17 protein-coding genes are annotated in these 17,982 nt (G+C 70.4%); 4 read left to right on the top strand and 13 right to left on the bottom strand.

Going from position 1 to position 17,982, the window contains the following annotated elements:
- The 5 genes from A5700_RS20570 to A5700_RS20550 all read right to left on the bottom strand — a co-directional run.
- A partial coding sequence (locus tag A5700_RS20570) for a MoxR family ATPase (RefSeq protein ID WP_231973848.1) occupies positions 1-821 on the bottom strand: 821 nt, incomplete at its 3' end.
- Positions 822-840: 19 nt separating this feature from the next.
- A complete protein-coding gene (locus tag A5700_RS20565) occupies positions 841-1,323 on the bottom strand; it encodes a hypothetical protein (protein ID WP_068071810.1) in 483 nt (160 codons plus the stop codon).
- 4 nt (positions 1,324-1,327) lie between these two features.
- Positions 1,328-2,287, bottom strand: coding sequence for a DUF4129 domain-containing protein (locus A5700_RS20560; protein WP_068071812.1), 960 nt, complete (start codon positions 2,285-2,287; stop codon positions 1,328-1,330).
- Between the two features lie 114 nt (positions 2,288-2,401).
- Positions 2,402-3,271 carry an SDR family NAD(P)-dependent oxidoreductase gene (locus A5700_RS20555; protein ID WP_068071814.1) on the bottom strand — a complete coding sequence of 290 codons (870 nt, stop codon included), beginning with the start codon at positions 3,269-3,271 and terminating at the stop codon, positions 2,402-2,404.
- Positions 3,268-3,870, bottom strand: coding sequence for a TetR/AcrR family transcriptional regulator (locus tag A5700_RS20550; protein WP_068071817.1), 603 nt, complete (start codon positions 3,868-3,870; stop codon positions 3,268-3,270). The genes A5700_RS20555 and A5700_RS20550 overlap by 4 nt, the downstream gene beginning before the upstream one ends.
- Positions 3,871-3,932: 62 nt before the next feature.
- On the opposite strand from A5700_RS20550, the gene A5700_RS20545 reads away from it, so the two are divergent.
- Both A5700_RS20545 and A5700_RS20540 read left to right on the top strand, forming a co-directional pair.
- Complete coding sequence (locus tag A5700_RS20545) at positions 3,933-5,069, top strand: phosphotransferase family protein (protein ID WP_068071863.1); 1,137 nt, start codon at positions 3,933-3,935, stop codon at positions 5,067-5,069.
- Complete coding sequence (locus A5700_RS20540) at positions 5,069-6,184, top strand: hypothetical protein (protein WP_068071819.1); 1,116 nt, start codon at positions 5,069-5,071, stop codon at positions 6,182-6,184. Before A5700_RS20545 ends, A5700_RS20540 begins: the two co-directional genes overlap by 1 nt.
- Positions 6,185-6,187: 3 nt before the next feature.
- On the opposite strand, the gene A5700_RS20535 is transcribed toward A5700_RS20540, so the two are convergent.
- From A5700_RS20535 to A5700_RS20520, 4 genes are all read right to left on the bottom strand, one after another.
- Positions 6,188-6,811, bottom strand: coding sequence for a GntR family transcriptional regulator (locus A5700_RS20535; RefSeq protein ID WP_068071821.1), 624 nt, complete (start codon positions 6,809-6,811; stop codon positions 6,188-6,190).
- A gap of 48 nt (positions 6,812-6,859) precedes the next feature.
- Complete coding sequence (gene nnhA, locus A5700_RS20530; RefSeq protein WP_068071825.1) at positions 6,860-8,005, bottom strand: 2-nitroimidazole nitrohydrolase; 1,146 nt, start codon at positions 8,003-8,005, stop codon at positions 6,860-6,862.
- Positions 8,006-8,100: 95 nt separating this feature from the next.
- Complete coding sequence (locus A5700_RS20525) at positions 8,101-9,471, bottom strand: LLM class flavin-dependent oxidoreductase (protein WP_068071827.1); 1,371 nt, start codon at positions 9,469-9,471, stop codon at positions 8,101-8,103.
- Positions 9,468-10,706: an MFS transporter gene (locus A5700_RS20520; RefSeq protein ID WP_068071866.1), complete on the bottom strand. Its 1,239-nt coding sequence runs from the start codon at positions 10,704-10,706 to the stop codon at positions 9,468-9,470. Before A5700_RS20520 ends, A5700_RS20525 begins: the two co-directional genes overlap by 4 nt.
- Positions 10,707-10,964: 258 nt before the next feature.
- Between A5700_RS20520 and A5700_RS20515 the strand changes: the two genes are divergently transcribed.
- The gene (locus tag A5700_RS20515) at positions 10,965-12,311 is read left to right on the top strand and encodes a flavin monoamine oxidase family protein (RefSeq protein WP_068071829.1); all 1,347 of its coding nucleotides are present in this window, start codon (positions 10,965-10,967) and stop codon (positions 12,309-12,311) included.
- Here the strand turns inward: A5700_RS20515 and A5700_RS20510 are convergent.
- Complete coding sequence (locus tag A5700_RS20510) at positions 12,306-13,304, bottom strand: alpha/beta fold hydrolase (RefSeq protein WP_068071831.1); 999 nt, start codon at positions 13,302-13,304, stop codon at positions 12,306-12,308. The genes A5700_RS20515 and A5700_RS20510 overlap by 6 nt on opposite strands.
- Positions 13,305-13,422: 118 nt before the next feature.
- Between A5700_RS20510 and A5700_RS20505 the strand changes: the two genes are divergently transcribed.
- Complete coding sequence (locus tag A5700_RS20505) at positions 13,423-14,808, top strand: NAD(P)/FAD-dependent oxidoreductase (protein WP_231973850.1); 1,386 nt, start codon at positions 13,423-13,425, stop codon at positions 14,806-14,808.
- On the opposite strand, the gene A5700_RS20500 is transcribed toward A5700_RS20505, so the two are convergent.
- The 3 genes from A5700_RS20500 to A5700_RS20490 form a co-directional block, all read right to left on the bottom strand.
- Positions 14,759-15,298, bottom strand: coding sequence for an STAS domain-containing protein (locus A5700_RS20500; protein WP_082960560.1), 540 nt, complete (start codon positions 15,296-15,298; stop codon positions 14,759-14,761). The genes A5700_RS20505 and A5700_RS20500 overlap by 50 nt on opposite strands.
- A gap of 289 nt (positions 15,299-15,587) precedes the next feature.
- Positions 15,588-16,676, bottom strand: a complete 1,089-nt coding sequence (locus A5700_RS20495) for a helix-turn-helix domain-containing protein (protein WP_231973851.1) — start codon at positions 16,674-16,676, stop codon at positions 15,588-15,590.
- A 39-nt stretch (positions 16,677-16,715) separates the two neighbouring features.
- Positions 16,716-17,867, bottom strand: a complete 1,152-nt coding sequence (locus A5700_RS20490; protein ID WP_068204962.1) for a glycosyltransferase — start codon at positions 17,865-17,867, stop codon at positions 16,716-16,718.
- Between the last annotated feature and the right edge of the window lie 115 nt (positions 17,868-17,982).

Here is a 17,982-nt window from a genome sequence, read left to right as displayed (position 1 = left end):
ACGAGACCGCGATGTTGCGCCGCCGCCTCGACCGCGGCTCCGCCGAGCCGACCGTGAACCAGGTCGTCGACGCGCGGGACCTGATCGCCATGCGCGAATCCGTCGAAACCGTGACGGTGCACGAAGACGTGCTGCACTACGTGGTGTCGCTGGCCAACGCGACCCGGCACCACCCGCAGGTGGCGGTGGGGGCCAGTCCGCGCGTCGACGACCTGGTTCACGGTCGGCTCGGCGGAGCCGCGGTCGAGGCGGCGGCGCAACATCGCGGTCTCGTCCTGTTCGGACAGGTAACGCAGCTCCAACCGGATCGCGAACCGGTCCAGCTGCGCCTCGGGCAGCGGGTACGTGCCTTCATACTCGATGGGGTTGTCGGTGGCCAGGACGATGAACGGCCCTGGCAGCCGGTGGGTTTCGCCGTCGATGCTGACCTGTCCCTCGGCCATCGCCTCGAGCAGCGCCGCCTGCGTCTTCGGCGGGGTTCGGTTGATCTCGTCGGCGAGCAACAGGTTCGTGAAGATCGGGCCTGCGCGGAATGCGAAGCGGCCCGATTGCATGTCGTAGATCGTCGAGCCCAGCAGGTCGGCCGGCAGCAGGTCCGGCGTGAACTGCACCCGCGTGAACTGCAGGCCCAGCGCCGCGGCGAAAGACCTGGCGATCAGCGTCTTGCCGAGGCCGGGCAGATCCTCGATCAGGATGTGCCCGCGGGCGAGGACGGCGATGAGGATGAGCCGCAGCGCGGCCCGTTTGCCGACCACCACGCGTTCGATCTCGTCGAGGACCGCCTCGCAGTGGGCGGTGGTGGTCGCGGCGGGCAGTGTCATGGCGAGATCGCGCCCCCTGTCATACCTGCTCCAGCTTCCGCAGGATCTCTTCCAGCGCCGCGCGGCCCGGCCCCGGTTGGCTGTCACGCGTCAGCGTGACGTTGTTGGGATTGACCCATTCCCACAGATCTACACCGAACAGCATTCGGCCGGTCGCGTGATAGGCCAGGGGGTCCTTCGATCGCCGTTGGCCCGTGGCGATCTCGTAACGCCGCGCGAGCATGGGGCGCAGGTGCCGGTCCCAGTCGGCCCGGGTCGACTCCGACCAGCGAATCGTCGTTTCGGTGGTGGACAGCCACCGGCGCAGCGCGTTGCCCTGCTCGTCGGCGGCGGGCTCGGTCTCGCCGGCCGAATCCTGCGCTAGGGCACGACGAATGCTGAGCAGCACCAAGGCCAGGCCGGCGCCTGAGGCTGCGAGCACCCAGCGCCGGTCGTGTTGGGTCAGGGCCAGCAACTCCATACCCAAGATGAAGCACACGCCCAGCGCGACAGGCCTTTTCACGCGCTCACCCGGACGCCTGGCTGCGCGATCGGAGCTCGTCGAGGACCACGTTCAAGACCCCCACCGCGACGTCGCGATGCCCCTCGTTCATCACGTGCGGGCTGAACCGCGCCTCGGCGAACAGGTTGACCAATTCCGAAGCGGTGTCGGCGCGCAGGGCATGCTGCTCGACGGCGCGGTCCAGCACTTCGGTGGCCGTGTCGAAGTGTTGCGGGACGGCGCCGGGGACGCGCGCAAGTTCACGTTCCATGGCCGCGTAACAGGCGATGATCGCCTCCCGCGGCTCGCGGCTGGGGTCCGTCATCTCGGCGAGGCCGCGTTCGGCGGCGCGCGCCAACGTCTCCGAACTCCGTTGCGTCTGTGGGGCTTCGACACGCTCGTCGGCGTAGTGGACCGCGGGCGTCGAGCGCCGGCGCCGCCGCGCCAGGGCAACCGTTCCGGTGATGAGCAGCGACAGCGTCGCAACGGTGGCGACGAGCAGGATCCCTAGCAGGTCGCCGATGTCGTGGTGCGGGCGCTGCCCGGGGCGCGCCGCGGCGGAAGCATCCGGGCGCGCGGGCGCGCTCGCGTCGGTCGGCGGTGGGGACGCAGCCAGGTGTCCCGGCAGGTGGTGGACCAGCAGCGTCACGATCAGCAGCCACGCGGCGAGCACCGCGAGCCCGAGCACCAGCACGCGCCAGCTGGGGCGGCCTCGACCGGTCCCGAGCATCTCGGACAGGTCACCGACGTGCGGCGCCGCGGCACGCGGATCGCGCAACCGCGCGATGACGGCGAGCGCGACCAGCGACAGCGCCACCGCCAGGGCCGTCACCACGAACAGCAGCGCGACGCCACTGTTCCCGGAGTCACCCGGCGTCGGGGCCTGCCGGGCCGGCAGGTAACCGCGCAGGGCGGCCGCGACGACGAGCAAAAGCACCAGCAGGGCGACGACCCGCCCCGCCGACCTGTCCGCCGTCACCGCCATTGCCACACCACTCGACCGGTCGCCCACCGCATGCGCGCCGTGGGCTTGCCCCATCCTGGCATGTCGCGCCGAGCGTTATCCACCGTCGGCGGTGCGGCGCGCGGACGCGGGAACTCAGCCGAGCTTAAACGGTGCGAAGCTGCCGTCGAGCACCTCTAGATGCCCGACGGTGCGGCCGGTGACCTTTGCCGGGTCCACGAGCACCAATTCGACTGCGGCGCGGGCGAATTCGTCGGCCGGCGCGGTGTCGTCGAAGTTGCGGGCGTAGTAGGACAGGCCGGGCGTGAGGATGGGCTTGGACGGCGACAGCGCGTTGACCGCGATGTTGTGATCGGCGAGGTCGTACGCCGCGCACTGGGTCAGGTGCTCCAGGGCGGCCTTGGACCCGCCGTAGCCCGGCAGCACTGCGCCGCTGCGGTCGGCGTAGGGCCCGTCGCCCGGCAGCCGAGACGCGACCGAGGTGACGTTGACGATCGAGCCGCCACCCGAGCCGATCATGTCGGGACACACCATCTGCATCAGCTCGTAGGCGGCGAACACGGCGATTTCGAAGTGCCGCCGGTAGGCCTGCAACGGCGTGCTGACGAAGCCGGGCCACCCCGGCTTCGACAAAGGCCGCGAACCCGCGGGGGTGCGGCGCGAGGGCGCGTCGGGCCCGGGCGGGCGGCCCGGGGCGGTGAACGCCGCGTTGTTGACCAGAATGTCGACGGGCCCCAGGGCGTCTCGCGCGGAACTGGCCAGCCGCGCGACGTCCTCGCGGTCGGTGAGGTCGGCACGGATGGCGACGGCGCGGCCACCGGCCGCTTCGATCGCCGCGGCCGTCGCGCCGATGGTCCCCGGCAACCGCTCGTCCCAGACCTGCTCGGTGCGTCCGGCGACCGCGACCGCCGCGCCCTCGGCCGCCAAAGCCAGCGCGATCGCGCGGCCCAGGCCCCGGCTGGCGCCGGTGACGATCGCGACGCGGTCCGCCAGGCGGCCCGTCATCCCGTCACCCCGTGGACGACGATGGCCGTGGTCTGCTCCACCCAGCACTCGTCGAGCTCCTCCTCGGGGCGCAGCAGCATCCGCAGCATGGTGGCTCCGCCGATCAGCTCGATCAACCGGTCCGGGTCGACGTCGGGATGGGCCTCGCCGCGGTCGACCGCGTCGCTCAACCGCACCCGCACGGTGCCGAACAGGTCCGCGAAGCGCGACATCACCCGGGCGTTGAGGGCGGGGTCGGCCGTCATGTCGGCCACCAAGCCGGGCAGCGCGGCCCGCACCACCGGGGTGGTGAAGACGTCCCGGGTCGCCTCGATCATCATGCGGACGTCGGCGGCGATGTCCCCGGCGGGCGCCTCGAGCGCGGTCGGCGCGGCGGGAAATGCCGCCTCGTGCACCAATTCGGCCTTGCTCGACCACCTGCGGTACAGCGCCGACTTGGTGGTTCCGGCCCGCTCGGCGACCGCGGCCAGACTCAGATTCGAATAGCCCATTTCCACAAGCAATTCGGCGGTCGCGGCTAATATGGCCGAGTCGATACGCGGATCGCGCGGGCGGCCGGCCCCGGGGGCCTTGTCAAGGGTGGACGGGTCTGCTTTCATATCGCTACCTACCGTATCGTAATTGATCGCCGCGACGAAGTGCTCAAGGAATGGAGGCACGCGTGGCCAATGAACCCGTGCTCGACCAGGTCGACCGCCTGCAGCGGTCCAGCCGCGACGTCACCACCTTGCCGACGGTGCTGTCGGACTGGCTGAGCACCGTGGTGCCCGGCGGCGCCAAGCCCGAGGTCGTCGTCGAAAGCGGCGTCGACGCCACGGGCATGTCCTCGGAGACCATCATCCTGACCGCCCGCTGGCAGCAGGACGGCGAGCCGGTCGAACACAAGCTCGTCACCAGGGTGGCGCCCAGCGCCGAGGACGTGCAGGTGTTCCCCACCTACCGGCTCGACCACCAATTCGAGGTGATCCGCCAGGTGGGCGAGTTGACCGACGTGCCCGTGCCGTCGGTGCGCTGGCTGGAATCGACCGGCGGCGTGCTGGGCACCCCGTTCTTCGTGATGGACTACGTCGACGGCGTGGTGCCGCCCGACGTGATGCCCTACACGTTTGGCAACAACTGGTTCGCCGACGCCGCCCCCGAGCGGCAGCGCGAACTGCAGGACGCCACCGTCGGGGTGCTCGCGACGCTGCATTCAATCCCGGACGCGCAGAAGACGTTTGGCTTCCTCACTGATGGGCAGCAGGGCGACACCGCGCTGCGCCGGCACTTCAACTGGGTGCGCGGCTGGTATGACTTCGCGGTCCCCGACATCGGCGCGTCGCCGCTGCTGGAGCGCACCTTCGCCTGGTTGGAGGACAACTGGCCGGCCGACGTCGCGGGGCGCGAGCCGGTGCTGTTGTGGGGTGACGCGCGGGTCGGCAACGTGCTGTACCGCGACTTCAAACCCGTGGCGGTGCTGGACTGGGAGATGGTGACGCTGGGCCCGCGCGAGCTCGACGTGGCGTGGATGATCTACGCGCACATGGTGTTTCAGGAGCTGACCGGCCTCGCCGGCCTGCCGGGGTTGCCGGAGGTGATGCGCGAGGACGACGTGCGCGCCACCTACGAGCGGCTGACCGGTGTCGAGGTGGGCGACCTGCGCTGGTTCTACGTGTACTCCGGGGTCATGTGGGCTTGCGTCTTCATGCGCACCGGTGCGCGGCGGGTGCACTTCGGCGAGACCGACAAGCCCGACGACGTCGAATCGCTGTTCTACCACGCCGGGTTGATGCGGCGCCTGATCGGAGAGGACCAGTAATGCTCGGACCGCTCGACGAATACCCGGTGCACCAGATCCCGGCGCCGATCGCGTGGCCGGGCTCGTCGGACCGCAACTTCTACGACCGGTCGTACTTCAACGCCCACGACCGCACCGGCGACATCTTCGTGATCAGCGGCATCGGTTACTACCCCAACCTCGGCGTCAAGGACGCGTTCTTCCTGGTCCGGCGCGGCGACACCCAGACCGCGGTGCACCTGTGCGACGCCATCGACTCCGACCGGCTCAACCAGCGTGTCAACGGCTACCGCATCGAGGTGATCGAGCCGCTACGCAAGCTGCGCCTCGTCCTCGACGAAACAGAAGGCGTCGCCGCCGATCTCACGTGGGAAGGCCTGTTCGACGTGGTCCAGGAGCAGCCGCACGTGCTGCGCGCCGGCAACCGGGTGACCCTGAACGCGCAGCGCTTTGCGCAGCTGGGCAGCTGGAGCGGCCGGCTGGCCATCGACGGGGAGGAGATCGCCGTCGACCCCGCCGTCTGGATCGGCAGCCGGGACCGGTCGTGGGGCATCCGGCCCATCGGCGAACCCGAGCCCGCGGGGCGCCCCGCCGACCCGCCCTTCGAGGGCATGTGGTGGCTTTACGTGCCGATGGCGTTCGACGACTTCGCGATCGTGCTGATCATCCAGGAGGAGCCAAACGGGTTTCGCTCGCTCAACGACTGCACCCGCATCTGGCGCGACGGTCGCGTCGAACAGCTCGGCTGGCCGCGGGTCGAGATCCACTACCGGTCCGGCACCCGGATCCCCACCGGGGCGACCATCGACGCCACCGCGCCCGACGGCACGCCGGTGCACTTCGACGTGGAATCGAGACTCCCCGTGCCGATTCACGTCGGCGGCGGCTACGGCGGCGACTCGGACTGGCTGCACGGCACATGGAAGGGCGAGAAGTTCTTCGAGCGGCGCACTTATGACATGACCGACCCGGGCATCGTCGCGCGGTCCGGCTTCGGCGTCATCGACCACGTCGGCCGCGCGGTGTGCCGCGACGGCGACGGCGAAGCCGTTGAGGGCTGGGGTCTTTACGAGCACGGCGCGCTCGGCCGCCACGACCCCTCGGGCTTCAGAGACTGGCTCACCGTCGCGCCGTAGCCTTTATGACCCGACGTCGGTCGGGCTCCCGTGGCAGTACGACAGCACATGCTCGCGCACCAGCTCGCCGACATTCGGATCGTGCCTGGCGAAGGCGTCGACGATCGCGGTGTGATCGTCGACGTTGTCGTGTAATCCGGTGCGAAGTAGGCGGAGCGACAGGTTTGTCCACACTTCGATGCCGAGCGATTCCCACACCGCGAGCAACACTGCGTTGCCCGAACTCGCGACGATCTCGCGGTGGAACGCGACGCCGGCCCGAACCTGCATGCCGACGTCACCCAACTCCGCGGCCCGCCGGATCTCGTCGGTATGCCGCTGCAATGCCGTCACATCACCGGCCAGCTTGTCGACCGCAAGTGAGGCCGCGAGGCCTTCCAGAGCTGCTCGCACGGGGTACATCTCGAGCAGGTCGCCGGCACCGATGTCGCGCACCCGCGCGCCCTTGTTCGGCTCCGAGCTGACCAGCCGCAGTGCTTCCAGATCGCGCAGCGCCTCGCGCACGGGCGCTTGGCTGACGTTCAGCTCGGTGGCGACCTGGCGTTCCACGATACGGTCACCGGGTTGCCACCGGCCGCTGATCAGCCCGTCGAGCAGCACACCCAGAATCTGTTCGCGAAGCGGCATGCCCCGAACTTCAGGCCGCCCGTCGGACGCGTTGGACACCGCCTCACTCTAGGCCTGCCGCCAGACCCGGTTGCGGACATCGGCGAGAGTCGGCCCGGGCTCCCGGTCTATCTGCATTACCCGACACTTGATGCCGCCACACGCCTTCCGGATCTCAGTACCGGTCACTTCGATAACCTGCACGCCGGCGGCCCGGATTTTCTCGTTCGTCCGGTGGCAGTCCGCGTGGGCGATCACCTTGCCGGGCTCGAGCAACAGCACATTGCACGGCGCGAGGAAATCGCGCTGCTCTTCTGGATCAGCTTCGATCAGTTCGAAGTTGTTGTCGTACAACCAGGTACGCGCCTCCCAGTCCAGCGCTGCCGGTGAGACGATGAGCTTTCCCACGTCGATCGCGTTGATGTTGATGTCCGGATGCGCGCAGGCACCGGTGGCTTTGTTGAAGAAGCCTTCCACGGCGGGGCGCAGTTGCAGGTTGTGAAACTCCTCGGTGCCGCTGGTTCTGGAGATGGCGTCGACGAATTGGTCCGTTCCACGCTGGTCGTACGAGGCCGAGAGGCAGGTGACCAGCACCTCCTCGGCGATCATGTTGCAGGCGCCTGGCTCCATGGCGCCTTCGGTGATCGCGACAAGCGGCGGAATGTTCAACGTGTTCCACGCCCACTTGGCGAGGTACTCGGTGACGCCGACCATGCCGGGCAGGAATCCGAAACGCGAGATGACCGATCCGCCGCGCCAAATCGAGCCCCAGGACAAGAACACATGGCCCATCAGTGGCCCGTAGGCATTGGTCGGCTCGTCGGGGTAATCGATCCAGTGCACGGTGATGCCATTGCTCTGCAAGGCCGTTGCCAATTCCTCGGTTTCGCGTTGAAACGCGGCCAGGTCGACCGGGCCGCGGTCCGGGACACCCATCAGGCCTTGGAAAAACGCGGGGTTCTGCCGGTATTGCGGGCTCTGATCGTGGATGGTGTGTTCGGTCGGCATGTGCAGGGCAACTTCGGTCAATCGGCCGATGCCGTTGAAACCGAACGAACGCCCCGCTACCGCCTCGGCCTGGTACGTCCGGTAGTCCGCCTGATGCGTGGCGCGCACGAACTCGTAGGTGCTGATGCCGTCCCGATAGTGCGGGATGTCCGTCAGCCGCCAATCCTGGTAGGCGCGGGCGGATTTGGGTGCGTCGATGGCCGTCATCTGATTCCTCCGGCGTAAGTGGACTTGCTCCATGGCAATTTGATCGATGATCGATCATTCGTGAAATGAGTATATCGCTCACTCCGGGCCCACCGCTAGCCTCGCCGGTATCGCGCACCGGGGTGGTCGTCAGCCAGCAACGGGCCGGCGCCGCCGAGCCGCTCGCGCAGCGTGGCACGCGGCACGCTCTCGGGCACCCGACCGCGGCGCCGCAGCTCCGGGACCACCAGGTCGGCGAAGTCGGCGAAGGTGCCCGGCGTCGTCACGTAGGCGACGTTGAACCCGTCGACGTCGGCCTCCTCGACCCACCGCTCCAACTCGTCGGCCACCTCGGTCGGCGAACCGGCGAGCACCGGACCGCGCCCGCCAAGTCCCACCTCTTCCGCCAATTCCCTTACGGTCCACTGCCTTTCGGGTGTTGCAGTGGTGAATGCGGCCAGTGCGGAGCGGTTGGCGTCGGTCTCGACGTAGCGCAGCGGCTCGTCCGGGTCGAGCTCGGCCAAGTCGACCCCGGTCCAGCCGCCGAACAGGGCCAGCGCGCCGCTGGTGCTGACAAAGCCGCGATACTCGTCGAGCTTGGCCAGCGACCGCTCGTGGGTTTCGGCGACCACCGGGGTCACCATGGTGAACACCTTGATGGAGCGCGGATCGCGGCCCAGGTCGGCCGCGGCCGCGCGCAACGCCTGCACCGGCCCGCGCACCACCTGTGGCGTGGGACCGGACACGAACACCGCCTCGGCGTTCGCGGCGGCGAACCTGACCCCGCGCGAGGACGCGCCGGCCTGAAACAGCGTGGGCGTGCGCTGCGGCGACGGTTCGCACAGGAACGGGCCGGGTACCGAGAAATACCGGCCCTTGTGCTCGATGTCGTGGACCTTGGCCGGATCGGTGAAGACGCCGCGGTGCGCGTCGCGCACCACCGCGTCGGCTTCCCAGGAGCCCTCCCACAGCTTGTAGCAGACCTCGAGGTACTCGTCGGCGATCTCGTAGCGCTGGTCATGCGGGATCTGCGCGTCCAGGCCAAGATTGCGCGCGGCGCTGTCCAGATAGGAGGTGACGATGTTCCACGCCACCCGCCCGCCGGTGAGGTGATCCAGCGTGCCCAACCGGCGGGCCAGCGAGTAGGGCTGCTCGTAGGTCAACGACAGGGTGATCCCGAAACCGAGCGACTCGGTCACCGCCGCCATCGCCGAGACGGCGGCGGTGGGGTCGTTGACCGGGAACTGCGCCGCGTCGATCACCGCGGCGTCTCGCGAACCACCGTAAACGTCGTAGGCGCCCAGCACGTCGGCGAGGAACAGCGCGTCGAAGCCGCCCGCCTCCAGCAGGCGCGCCAGGTCGGTCCAGTACCCCAGTTCGCGGTACCGGTGGCCCTGGTCCTCGGGGTGGCGCCACAACCCGGCGGACTGATGCCCGACGCAGGCCATGTCGAAGGCGTTGAGGAAGATTCTGCGCGTCACACTCACTCGATTTCGTCGGAGCTGGTCTCCCGCGCCGCGTAGGCCGCCGCGCCGGTGAGCGCGGACAGCACGGCGAAGTATCCCACGATCCACCATGGCTTGCCGCCGCCGAACGCCAGCAGCGACGCGGCGATCAGCGGAGCGAAGCCCCCCGAGAGCACGGCGCCGATCTGGTAGCCCAGCGACGAGCCACTGTAGCGCAGTCGCGTGTCGAACAGTTCCGCGAACCAGGCGGCCTGCGGACCGTACATGGAGTCGTGAACGATGTTCACTCCGAACACGATTGAGGCCACCACCGCGATCGCCGATCCCGTCCCGGCGGCCAGGAAGAACGTCGCCAGGGCCAGCACCCCGGCCACCGCGCCGAACAGGTACGGCGGCCGGCGGCCGATGCGGTCCGACAGCCACGCCCAGGCCGGGGTGCTGATGAATCCGAGGGCCGACGAGATCAGCACCGCGATCAGGCCCACCGCGCTGCCCTTGCCGAACGAATCCTGCAGGTAGGTCAACGAGTACGTGGTCAGCAGCACGAACAGCGCGATCTGCGACAACCGTAAACCGGTGGTGAGCACCACGTTTCGCGGTTGCCTGCGCAACACCTCCACGATGGGCAGCCGCGCGAGGTCGTCGCGTTGCTTGAGGCGGCCGAAGATCTCGGCGTCGGTCAGCCGCAACCGTAAAAACAGGCCGAGACCCACCAGAACGGCGCTGAGCAAGAACGGGATTCGCCACCCGTACGCCAGGAAGCCGGCCGGTCCGGTGGCGGTGCGAGTGATGAAGAACACCGACGTCGCCAGCAGCATGCCGGCCGGGGAGCCCAGCTGGGTGAAGCTACCGAACAGCCCGCGCCGCCCTGGCGGGGCGTGTTCCACCGACAGCACCGCGGCGCCGCCCCATTCGGCGCCCACGGCGAGTCCCTGCAACACCCGCAGCCCCGCCAGCAGGGCGGGCGCCAGCAGTCCCGACTGCGCGTAGGTGGGTAACACCCCGATGGCGGTGGTGACCAAGCCCATCGCCAGCAGCGCCCCCACCAGGACGGCCTTGCGGCCCACCCGGTCCCCGATGTGCCCGGACAGGATCGCGCCCAACGGCCGCGCCCCGAAACCGGCGGCGTAGGTCGCGAACGAGGCCAACGTCCCGGCGGTCGAGGACACGTTCGGGAAGAACAGCGGTTTGAACACCAACGCGGAAGCGGTGGCGTACAGGTAGAAGTCGTACCACTCGATGGTGGTGCCGACCATGCTGCCCAGGGCGACGGTGCGCAGGCCGGGCCCCTGCGGGGCGTCCGGCCCGACCTGGGCGGTCGGGGCCGAGCTAGTGGCAGTCACGCGGCACCACCGTAGCGAAAGCGGCGAGGTCAACCCAGGTTTGCCCTCGCGGTGAGGCGAAGACGGGCCCTCGACTCGCGGCCCCGCCGCACCGCCGGCCGTCGTCACCGCAACGGACGCGCGGTCGGGTTCGCCGTACAAGCGGCGGGAGAATGCGGTTCACTGGAGCCCGTGACGAAGCCGCCGCGCATCTACGACGTCGTCGTGGTCGGCGCCGGCTTCGCCGGTTTGGCCGCGGCCCGGGAGCTGACGCGGCAGGGCCACGACGTCGTGGTTTTCGAGGGCCGCGACCGGGTGGGCGGGCGCTCGCTGACCGGCAACGTCGCCGGCTTGCCGGCCGACATGGGCGGCACCTTCGTGGGCCCGACGCAGGACGCCGTGCTGGCGCTGGCGGCCGAGCTGGGCGTGCCGACCGTTCCGACCCATCACGAGGGCAAAAACCTGATCCATTGGCGCGGCTGGACGCATTCCTACCGCGGCACCATCCCCAAGCTGTCACTGACCGGGCTGCTGGATATCGGGCGGTTGCGGTGGCAGTTCGACAGAATCGCGCGCAGCATCCCGGTGGCGACCCCGTGGGACGCGCGCCGCGCCCGCGAGCTGGACGGCGTGTCCCTGGGCGGCTGGCTGCGCTCCGTGCGCGCGACGGCCTCGTCGCACGACCTGCTGGCGATCGTCGCGCGGGTCACCTGGGGCTGCGAACCCGACGAGGTGTCGATGCTGCACGCCGCCCGCTACGCCCACGCCGCCGGCGGCCTGGACCGGCTGCTCGACGTCGAGAACGGCGCGCAGCAGGACCGGTTCCCCGGCGGCACCCAGCAGATCGCCCAGGCCGCGGCCGACGAGCTGGGCACGCGGGTGGTCCTCAACGCACCCGTCCGCCGCGTCGAGCGCCACGGCGGGGGCGTCACGGTCACGACGGACGCCGGGCAGGCCGAGGCGGGCTTCGTGATCGTCGCCGTCCCCCCGGCCCACCGGGCGGCGATCGAGTTCACTCCCCCGCTGCCGCCCGAGCACGAGCAACTGGCCCGGCACTGGCCGCAGGGCCGGCTCAGCAAGGCCTACGCGGCCTATTCCACGCCGTTCTGGCGGACCGCCGGCTTCTCCGGCCAGGCGCTGTCCGACCGGGGGCCGGTGTTCATCACCTTCGACGTCAGCCCGCACGCGGACGGCCCGGGCATCCTGATGGGCTTCGTCGACGCCCGCGCGTTCGATGCGCTGCACCCCGACCAGCGCCGCGACGACGCGCTGCGCTGCTTCGCCACGTTGTTCGGTGACGACGCGCTCAAACCGCTCGACTACGTCGACCATTGTTGGGGCAGTGAGCCGTTCGCGCCCGGCGGTCCGACGGCGGCGGTGCCGCCGGGTTCGTGGATGCGCTTCGGGCGATGGCTGCGCGAGCCGGTGGGTCCCATCCACTGGGCCGGCACCGAAACCGCCGACGTCTGGACCGGATTCCTCGACGGCGCAGTGCGATCCGGCCAGCGGGCAGCCGCGGAGGTCAACGCGCGGCTATGAGCTGATCAGGCTGGTCCGCGGGTCGTGAGCCACCGACTCGGCGAGCGCCCGCAGGTGGCCGCTCACGGTCTGCGGGTGTTCCAGCATCGAGCAGTGCCCGCCGGGCAACTCGACGAGGCCGACGACGTTGGGTGCGGTGCGGGCGATCCGGCGGGCCTGGCTGATCGGCGTCAGCCGGTCGCGTTGGCTGCCGATCACCAAGGTCGGCACCGTCAAGCCGCTCAGGTCCAGGTGTTTGGCCCCGAGTGACGCGACGAGCGTGCGCGCGCATCCGGAGCGCCCGGCCGGGGAGGTCTGCTCGAACAGTTCGTAGATGAGGCTCGCGACGGCGGGGCCGGCGTCGCGACCCGTCGCCAGCATCCCGACCAGGTAGCGGCTCGGGACGCGCGCGGGCGCCGGGACCGGGAATCCGCCGAAGGCGGCGAGCAGCGCGCGCCCGGCCAGGATTCGGGCCGGCGACAGACCGCGGGGCACGGGCAGCAGCTGCAGTTTCTGCAGCAGGTCCCCGGTGGTGGTGTTGATCAGTGCGACGGCGTCGGCGCGACGGGCCACCTTGTGGCGGTACCGCGCCGACCAGGCGGCGATGGCGATGCCGCCCATCGAGTGACCGGCCAGCACCGCACGCTCGTGCGGCGCCAGCGTCGCGTCCAGCACCGAATCCAGATCGGAGGCAAGGTCTTTGAGGCCGTAATTTTTGCGGCGCGGCAGGCCGCTTCGGCCGTGGCCGCGGTGGTCGAAGGCGATCACCCGGTAATCGGCGGACAGGTCGGCGATCTGATACGCCCACGCCCGCAGGGCGCACGTGATGCCGTGCGTCAACACGATCGGGTAACCGTCGGCCGGTCCGAAAACCTCGGCGTGCAACCGGGTTCCGTCGGCGGACCTGACGGCGACCGTGCGGCTCGGCGGCAATGTGTCGGGGAAGGGCATCCCGGTGCGGGCTGTCGCCCCAGCGCGAGAACCGGACGCGCCGGCCGATCGTCGAGCATTCATCGCCGCTCCCCCCCGATCGCGGCACCGTTGCCGCAGCTAAGGAATGAACCGACTGTACCCCCACGCGGAGACCGGCATTGGCAATTCCGGCGAACCACCGTGTGAGACGCTGGCATCCGTGTCCCCGTTCTCCCGGCGGGAATTGCTGACGGCGGCAACGAGCTGCGTCGGCGGGTTGGCCGGCGGCGCGCTGTTCGGTGCCTGCGCGTCGAGGCCGGTGAGCCCGGCGACCGGTGGCGCGCCGGTGCCCAACGACGCCGTCATCGTCGTCGGCGCCGGCATGGCGGGCCTGGCCGCCGCGCGCACCCTGCGCGACGCCGGCCGGCCGGTGTGCGTCGTCGAGGCGCGGGATCGGATCGGCGGCCGGGTGCACACCGACCGGGGCTGGGGCGTGCCGCTCGAGCTGGGCGCGTCGTGGATCCACGGGACCACCGACAACCCGGTGCTGGAGTTGGCCCGGCGCGCCAACGCGCAACTCGTCGCCACCGACTACTACGGTTGGGCCGAACTCGCGGTGGATCCGGCATTGCCGCCGCTGCACTACGACAGCGCGATGTGGCGCGCCTTCGTCGAACGCGCGCGCGGCGGCGCCGCCGGCGCGAGCCTGGGCGCCGCGGTGCGGGCCGCCGCCGCGCGCGAAAGGATTTCGGCGGTCGAGCGTGCGGAACTGGCTTTCTACCTCACCACCGAGGTCACCGACGAATACGCCGCGGACCCCGACGACCTGTCCGCCAACGCCTTTGACAAGGGCGACGACGCCACCGGTGATCAGGACGTGGTGACCAACGGCTATGACGCCCTGCCTCGGCAGCTCGCCGACGGGTTGCCGATCGTGCTGAACTCACCCGTCACGGCGATCACGCAGCGCCGCGACAACGTCGTCGTGCGAACCACGGGTCGAACGTACGAGGGGCCCGCCGCCATCGTCACCGTCCCCCTCGGGGTGCTGAAGTCACAGACGATCGCGTTCGACCCGCCGTTGCCCGACGAACACGCGCACGCGGTGCGCGCCCTCGGATTCGGCGTGTTGGCCAAGAGCTTCTTCCGCTTCGACAAACGACACTGGCGGACGGACAACGCGTTCTACCAATACCTCGGCGCCGAGGGCGAGTCGTGGGCGCAATGGTTCACGCTGCCCGGCGCCGCCGGCCCGATCGCGGTGGCGTTCAACGGCGGTGCCCGTGGCCGCACCGTCGAATCCTGGCCCCCCGAAAGGCAACTCGTTGAGGCGTCACCGGTCGCGCGCCGGATCTTCGGCGACCAGGTAGCGCTGACCGCGGCACGGACGTCGGCGTGGAGCCTCGATCCCTTTGCGCGTGGGGCGTATTCGTTCCACGCGCCCGGCTCCGGAATCGACGACAGGCTGCGGTTGCGGCAACCGATCGGCGAGCGGGTCTACTTGGCGGGCGAGGCCGTCGGCGCGGACAACCCGGCCACGGTGACCGGCGCCGTGGTCAGCGGCCGCTACGCCGCCAACCAAGTGCTCCAGCGATTGAATGGTTGACCACCGCCGGACGGCCCTGGGGCTCTTGCTGGCTTGCCAGCCGCGACACGAACCGCCGACGCGCCCGGGTGGCGCGGTCGATGTCGCGCAGCGCCGTAGGCACCGAGTCGGCCAGCGACAGCCCGCGGGCGGGCAGCACCCGCGTGATTCGCCGCAGGGCCGAGCCGTCGACCACCAGGCACCGGACGTTGGCCCGGCGAGCTTCTCGGGACAACAGCTCCACGGCGGTGAGCCCCGCCACGCTCAGGAAGTCCAGGTCGGTCAAATCCAGGATCAGCGGAGCGCGTAACCGGGAGAAGCGTCGAATCGTCTCCGTCAGCAGGCCGGCGTTGTAAGCGTCGACGTCACCCTCGATGCGCAGCACGGTGGCGACACTGCGTGCGTGCACGTGCAATTGCGCACCGGCGCAATCAATTTCGTAGCGGCTGCGCGGCTCGCCGAGCAGCTGGGGTGCGCTGTCGGATCCGCGCAGGTCAGGAAAAGCAGTCATAGGGATGCCCTTAATGCTTGTCATGTGCAGGGCGAGCGACAACGGTGTCCGAGTGGCGCCCGTTAAAAAACGGCAGCTGGGGACTCAACCTGACTCGATCCTACCGCCGATGCCGGCCCGGCGGCGTTTCCCGCGGGTGGACGGGACGGGCCGCAGGCTAGGCAAAACCGGGGTCGAACAGGCGTTTTCCCGCGGAAAAACCCGGTAAATGTCGTCGGCGTGGGCGGGCCCGTTCGCGCCCCGATCGGGCGGCACGGGTTGAAATCGCGGTGCGGTTATGTGGGCCCGGTCACGCGGGCAGGCCCGGCTGGCGCAGCGTGGTGTGCGGGCTCTGCCCGTAGGTCTGCCGGTAGAGCACCGCGAACCGGCCGGTGTGCGCAAAACCCCAGCGCTGAGCGATCTCGGTGACCGTGGCGGTGGACGGCTCGCCCGCGAGCAGGTCCTGGTGAGCGCGGTTGAGCCGCACCCGCCGCAGGTACTCCGTCGGCGTGGTGTCGAGCTGGCGGCGGAACAGGTATTGCACCGCCCTCGGCGTCAGGTGCACGGCCGCCGCGACGTCGTTGATGCCCACCTCCGCCGCGGCGTTGCGATGGATGAACGACACGGCTTCTTTGAGCGTCTCCGGCAGCGCCGGCTCGTCGCCCGGATTGCGTTCGGTGACATTGGACGGAAAGCACTCGAGTAACGCCCCGGCGAGCAACTGCGCCATTCCGGTGACGATCAACGGTTGCTGGGCGGTGTCCGCCGACGCCAGGCCGGCGGTCACGTACTCCAGCGCCCGCTGCCAGGCACGCACCGCGGCGCCGGACCGGGGGCGTTGATCCACGAACTGGATCTGCTGGGCCAGCGCGCCCTGCCAGTCGGCGGCGACCTTGTGCAGCACGTCGGCGGCGACGCTCACCACGTCGAAGCGCGCCCCGTTGCACTGCAGCGCGCACGACATGCCGTGCGTGACGAGCAGGGGCACGTCCAGGGCCGTCAGCGATGCCCCCGCGACGGCCAGCGAGCCGGCGCGGGGTTGGATGACGACCGCCGTCGCGGACGCCGGGACCTCCAGGACCGCGCGCCCCTGGATCATCACGTCATCGACCGTCAGGAAGCCCGCCTCACAGCGCCGGTGCGACACCGCCGTCGCGGGGGTCATCCCCGAGACCCGCCAGCCGGGCCGGTAGACGCTGGCGAAGAAGCGGCGCAGCACCTGCGGGTCGACGGTGCGAAACTGGCTGTGCTTGACCGCGATCGCGGCTCGCTCCCGCCGCGGCGCCTCGCCCCGCTGGCCCGGATCCGGCTCGGGGTGACCGACGTCGGCCTGCCCGGTGGGGCCGGCGAGCTGCTCGCCGGCCGCCGGGCCGGCGGCGTGTCCCGTCATGGTGGTCATCACCGAACCTCCAGGGCCATGGATGCTGTCATCATCGCATCACCGCTGGATGGCCGACTGCAAGTGTCCCGACAGGGTGCGCTCGACCGCGACCTGCCGGTAGATGTTCAGCGCGTCGTGCGCGATCCGGTCCCAGGCGAACCGGGAGACCGCGCGGCTGCGACCCGCCGAGCCCATGCTCTCGCACTGAAAGCTCTGACCGACCAGGCCGCGCAGGGTGGCGGCCAACGCCCGCGGGTGTTCCGGTGACAGCACCAGCCCGGTGACGTTGTCCACGATGACGTCGGGCAGGACGCCGACGGGCAGCGCCACCACCACCGCGCCGCAGGCCATCGCCTTGAGTGCCGGCGCGGGGTGCGGCGGTTGGCGCGGGGCGCACACGACCGCGTCGGCGGACCGCAACAGCACGGCGAGGTTGTCGTCGTCGACCGGGCCGGCGAAGCCGACCCGGTCGCGCACCCCCAGCTCGGCGGCCAGCCGGCGCAGTCCGGCGCGCGCTTCGTCGTGGTCGGCGGTGCTGGCGTCGGTCTCCGCGAAAACCACCTCGGCGCCCGGCACCCCGGTCAGGGCGCGCAACAGCAGATCGAAACCGTTGTGCGGCAACGGATTCGACGCAGGACACACGATGCGGTGCAGCCCGGTGCGCGCGGACACCGGGCCGGTCGGGGTGAATCGCTCGACGTCCACACCGCACGTCAACGCCGACACCCGCGCCCGGCTGCGGCGCAGCCGCGCGAGCAGGTCGACGTCGCCGCTGCTCTCGCCCGTCGCCCACACTGCGCTGCGCGCCAGCATCGCCTCGACGCGACCGCGCGGGCTGTCTGCGTCGCGGGCGGCGCTCAGGCCCGGGAGGCTCTGGACGGTGGGAATGCGTTGCCGGCGCGCGGCCAGCTGCGCGGCCAATCCGCCCAACCACCCGTACGCGTGCACGACGTCGGGACGGCTCGACGCCCACTTGCGTTCCAGCGCGGCCGCCCACTCCCCGACGTAGGGCATCACCTCGGCGGGTGACACCGGCCCGGACGGCCCGACGGGGGTGCACACGATGCGCGGGCCGGACGGCGGCGTGGAGCGGCGGCGCCGCTGCCGCAGGTACAGCGCCGCCTCGTGGTCATGGGCGCCGACCGCGGCACACAGGTGCTGGGGGTCGTCGTGGACGATGTCATCGCCGCTGACGAACGCAATCTTCACTTCGAACTCCCCGTGCCGCTAGGGTGTCGCAATTCTGGCCTCTTGGCGACGGGGCGTACCCGGGCCCTAAGGGGCCAAACCCGGCGGCTTCGCCCAGCGCGCCCGTGCTTCGCCT

The organism is Mycobacterium sp. E1214, from assembly GCF_001666755.1.
Taxonomy (GTDB): Bacteria; Actinomycetota; Actinomycetes; order Mycobacteriales; family Mycobacteriaceae; genus Mycobacterium.
The sequence above is the reverse complement of the archived record's forward strand: the minus strand, read 5'-3'. Positions and strand labels throughout refer to the sequence as shown.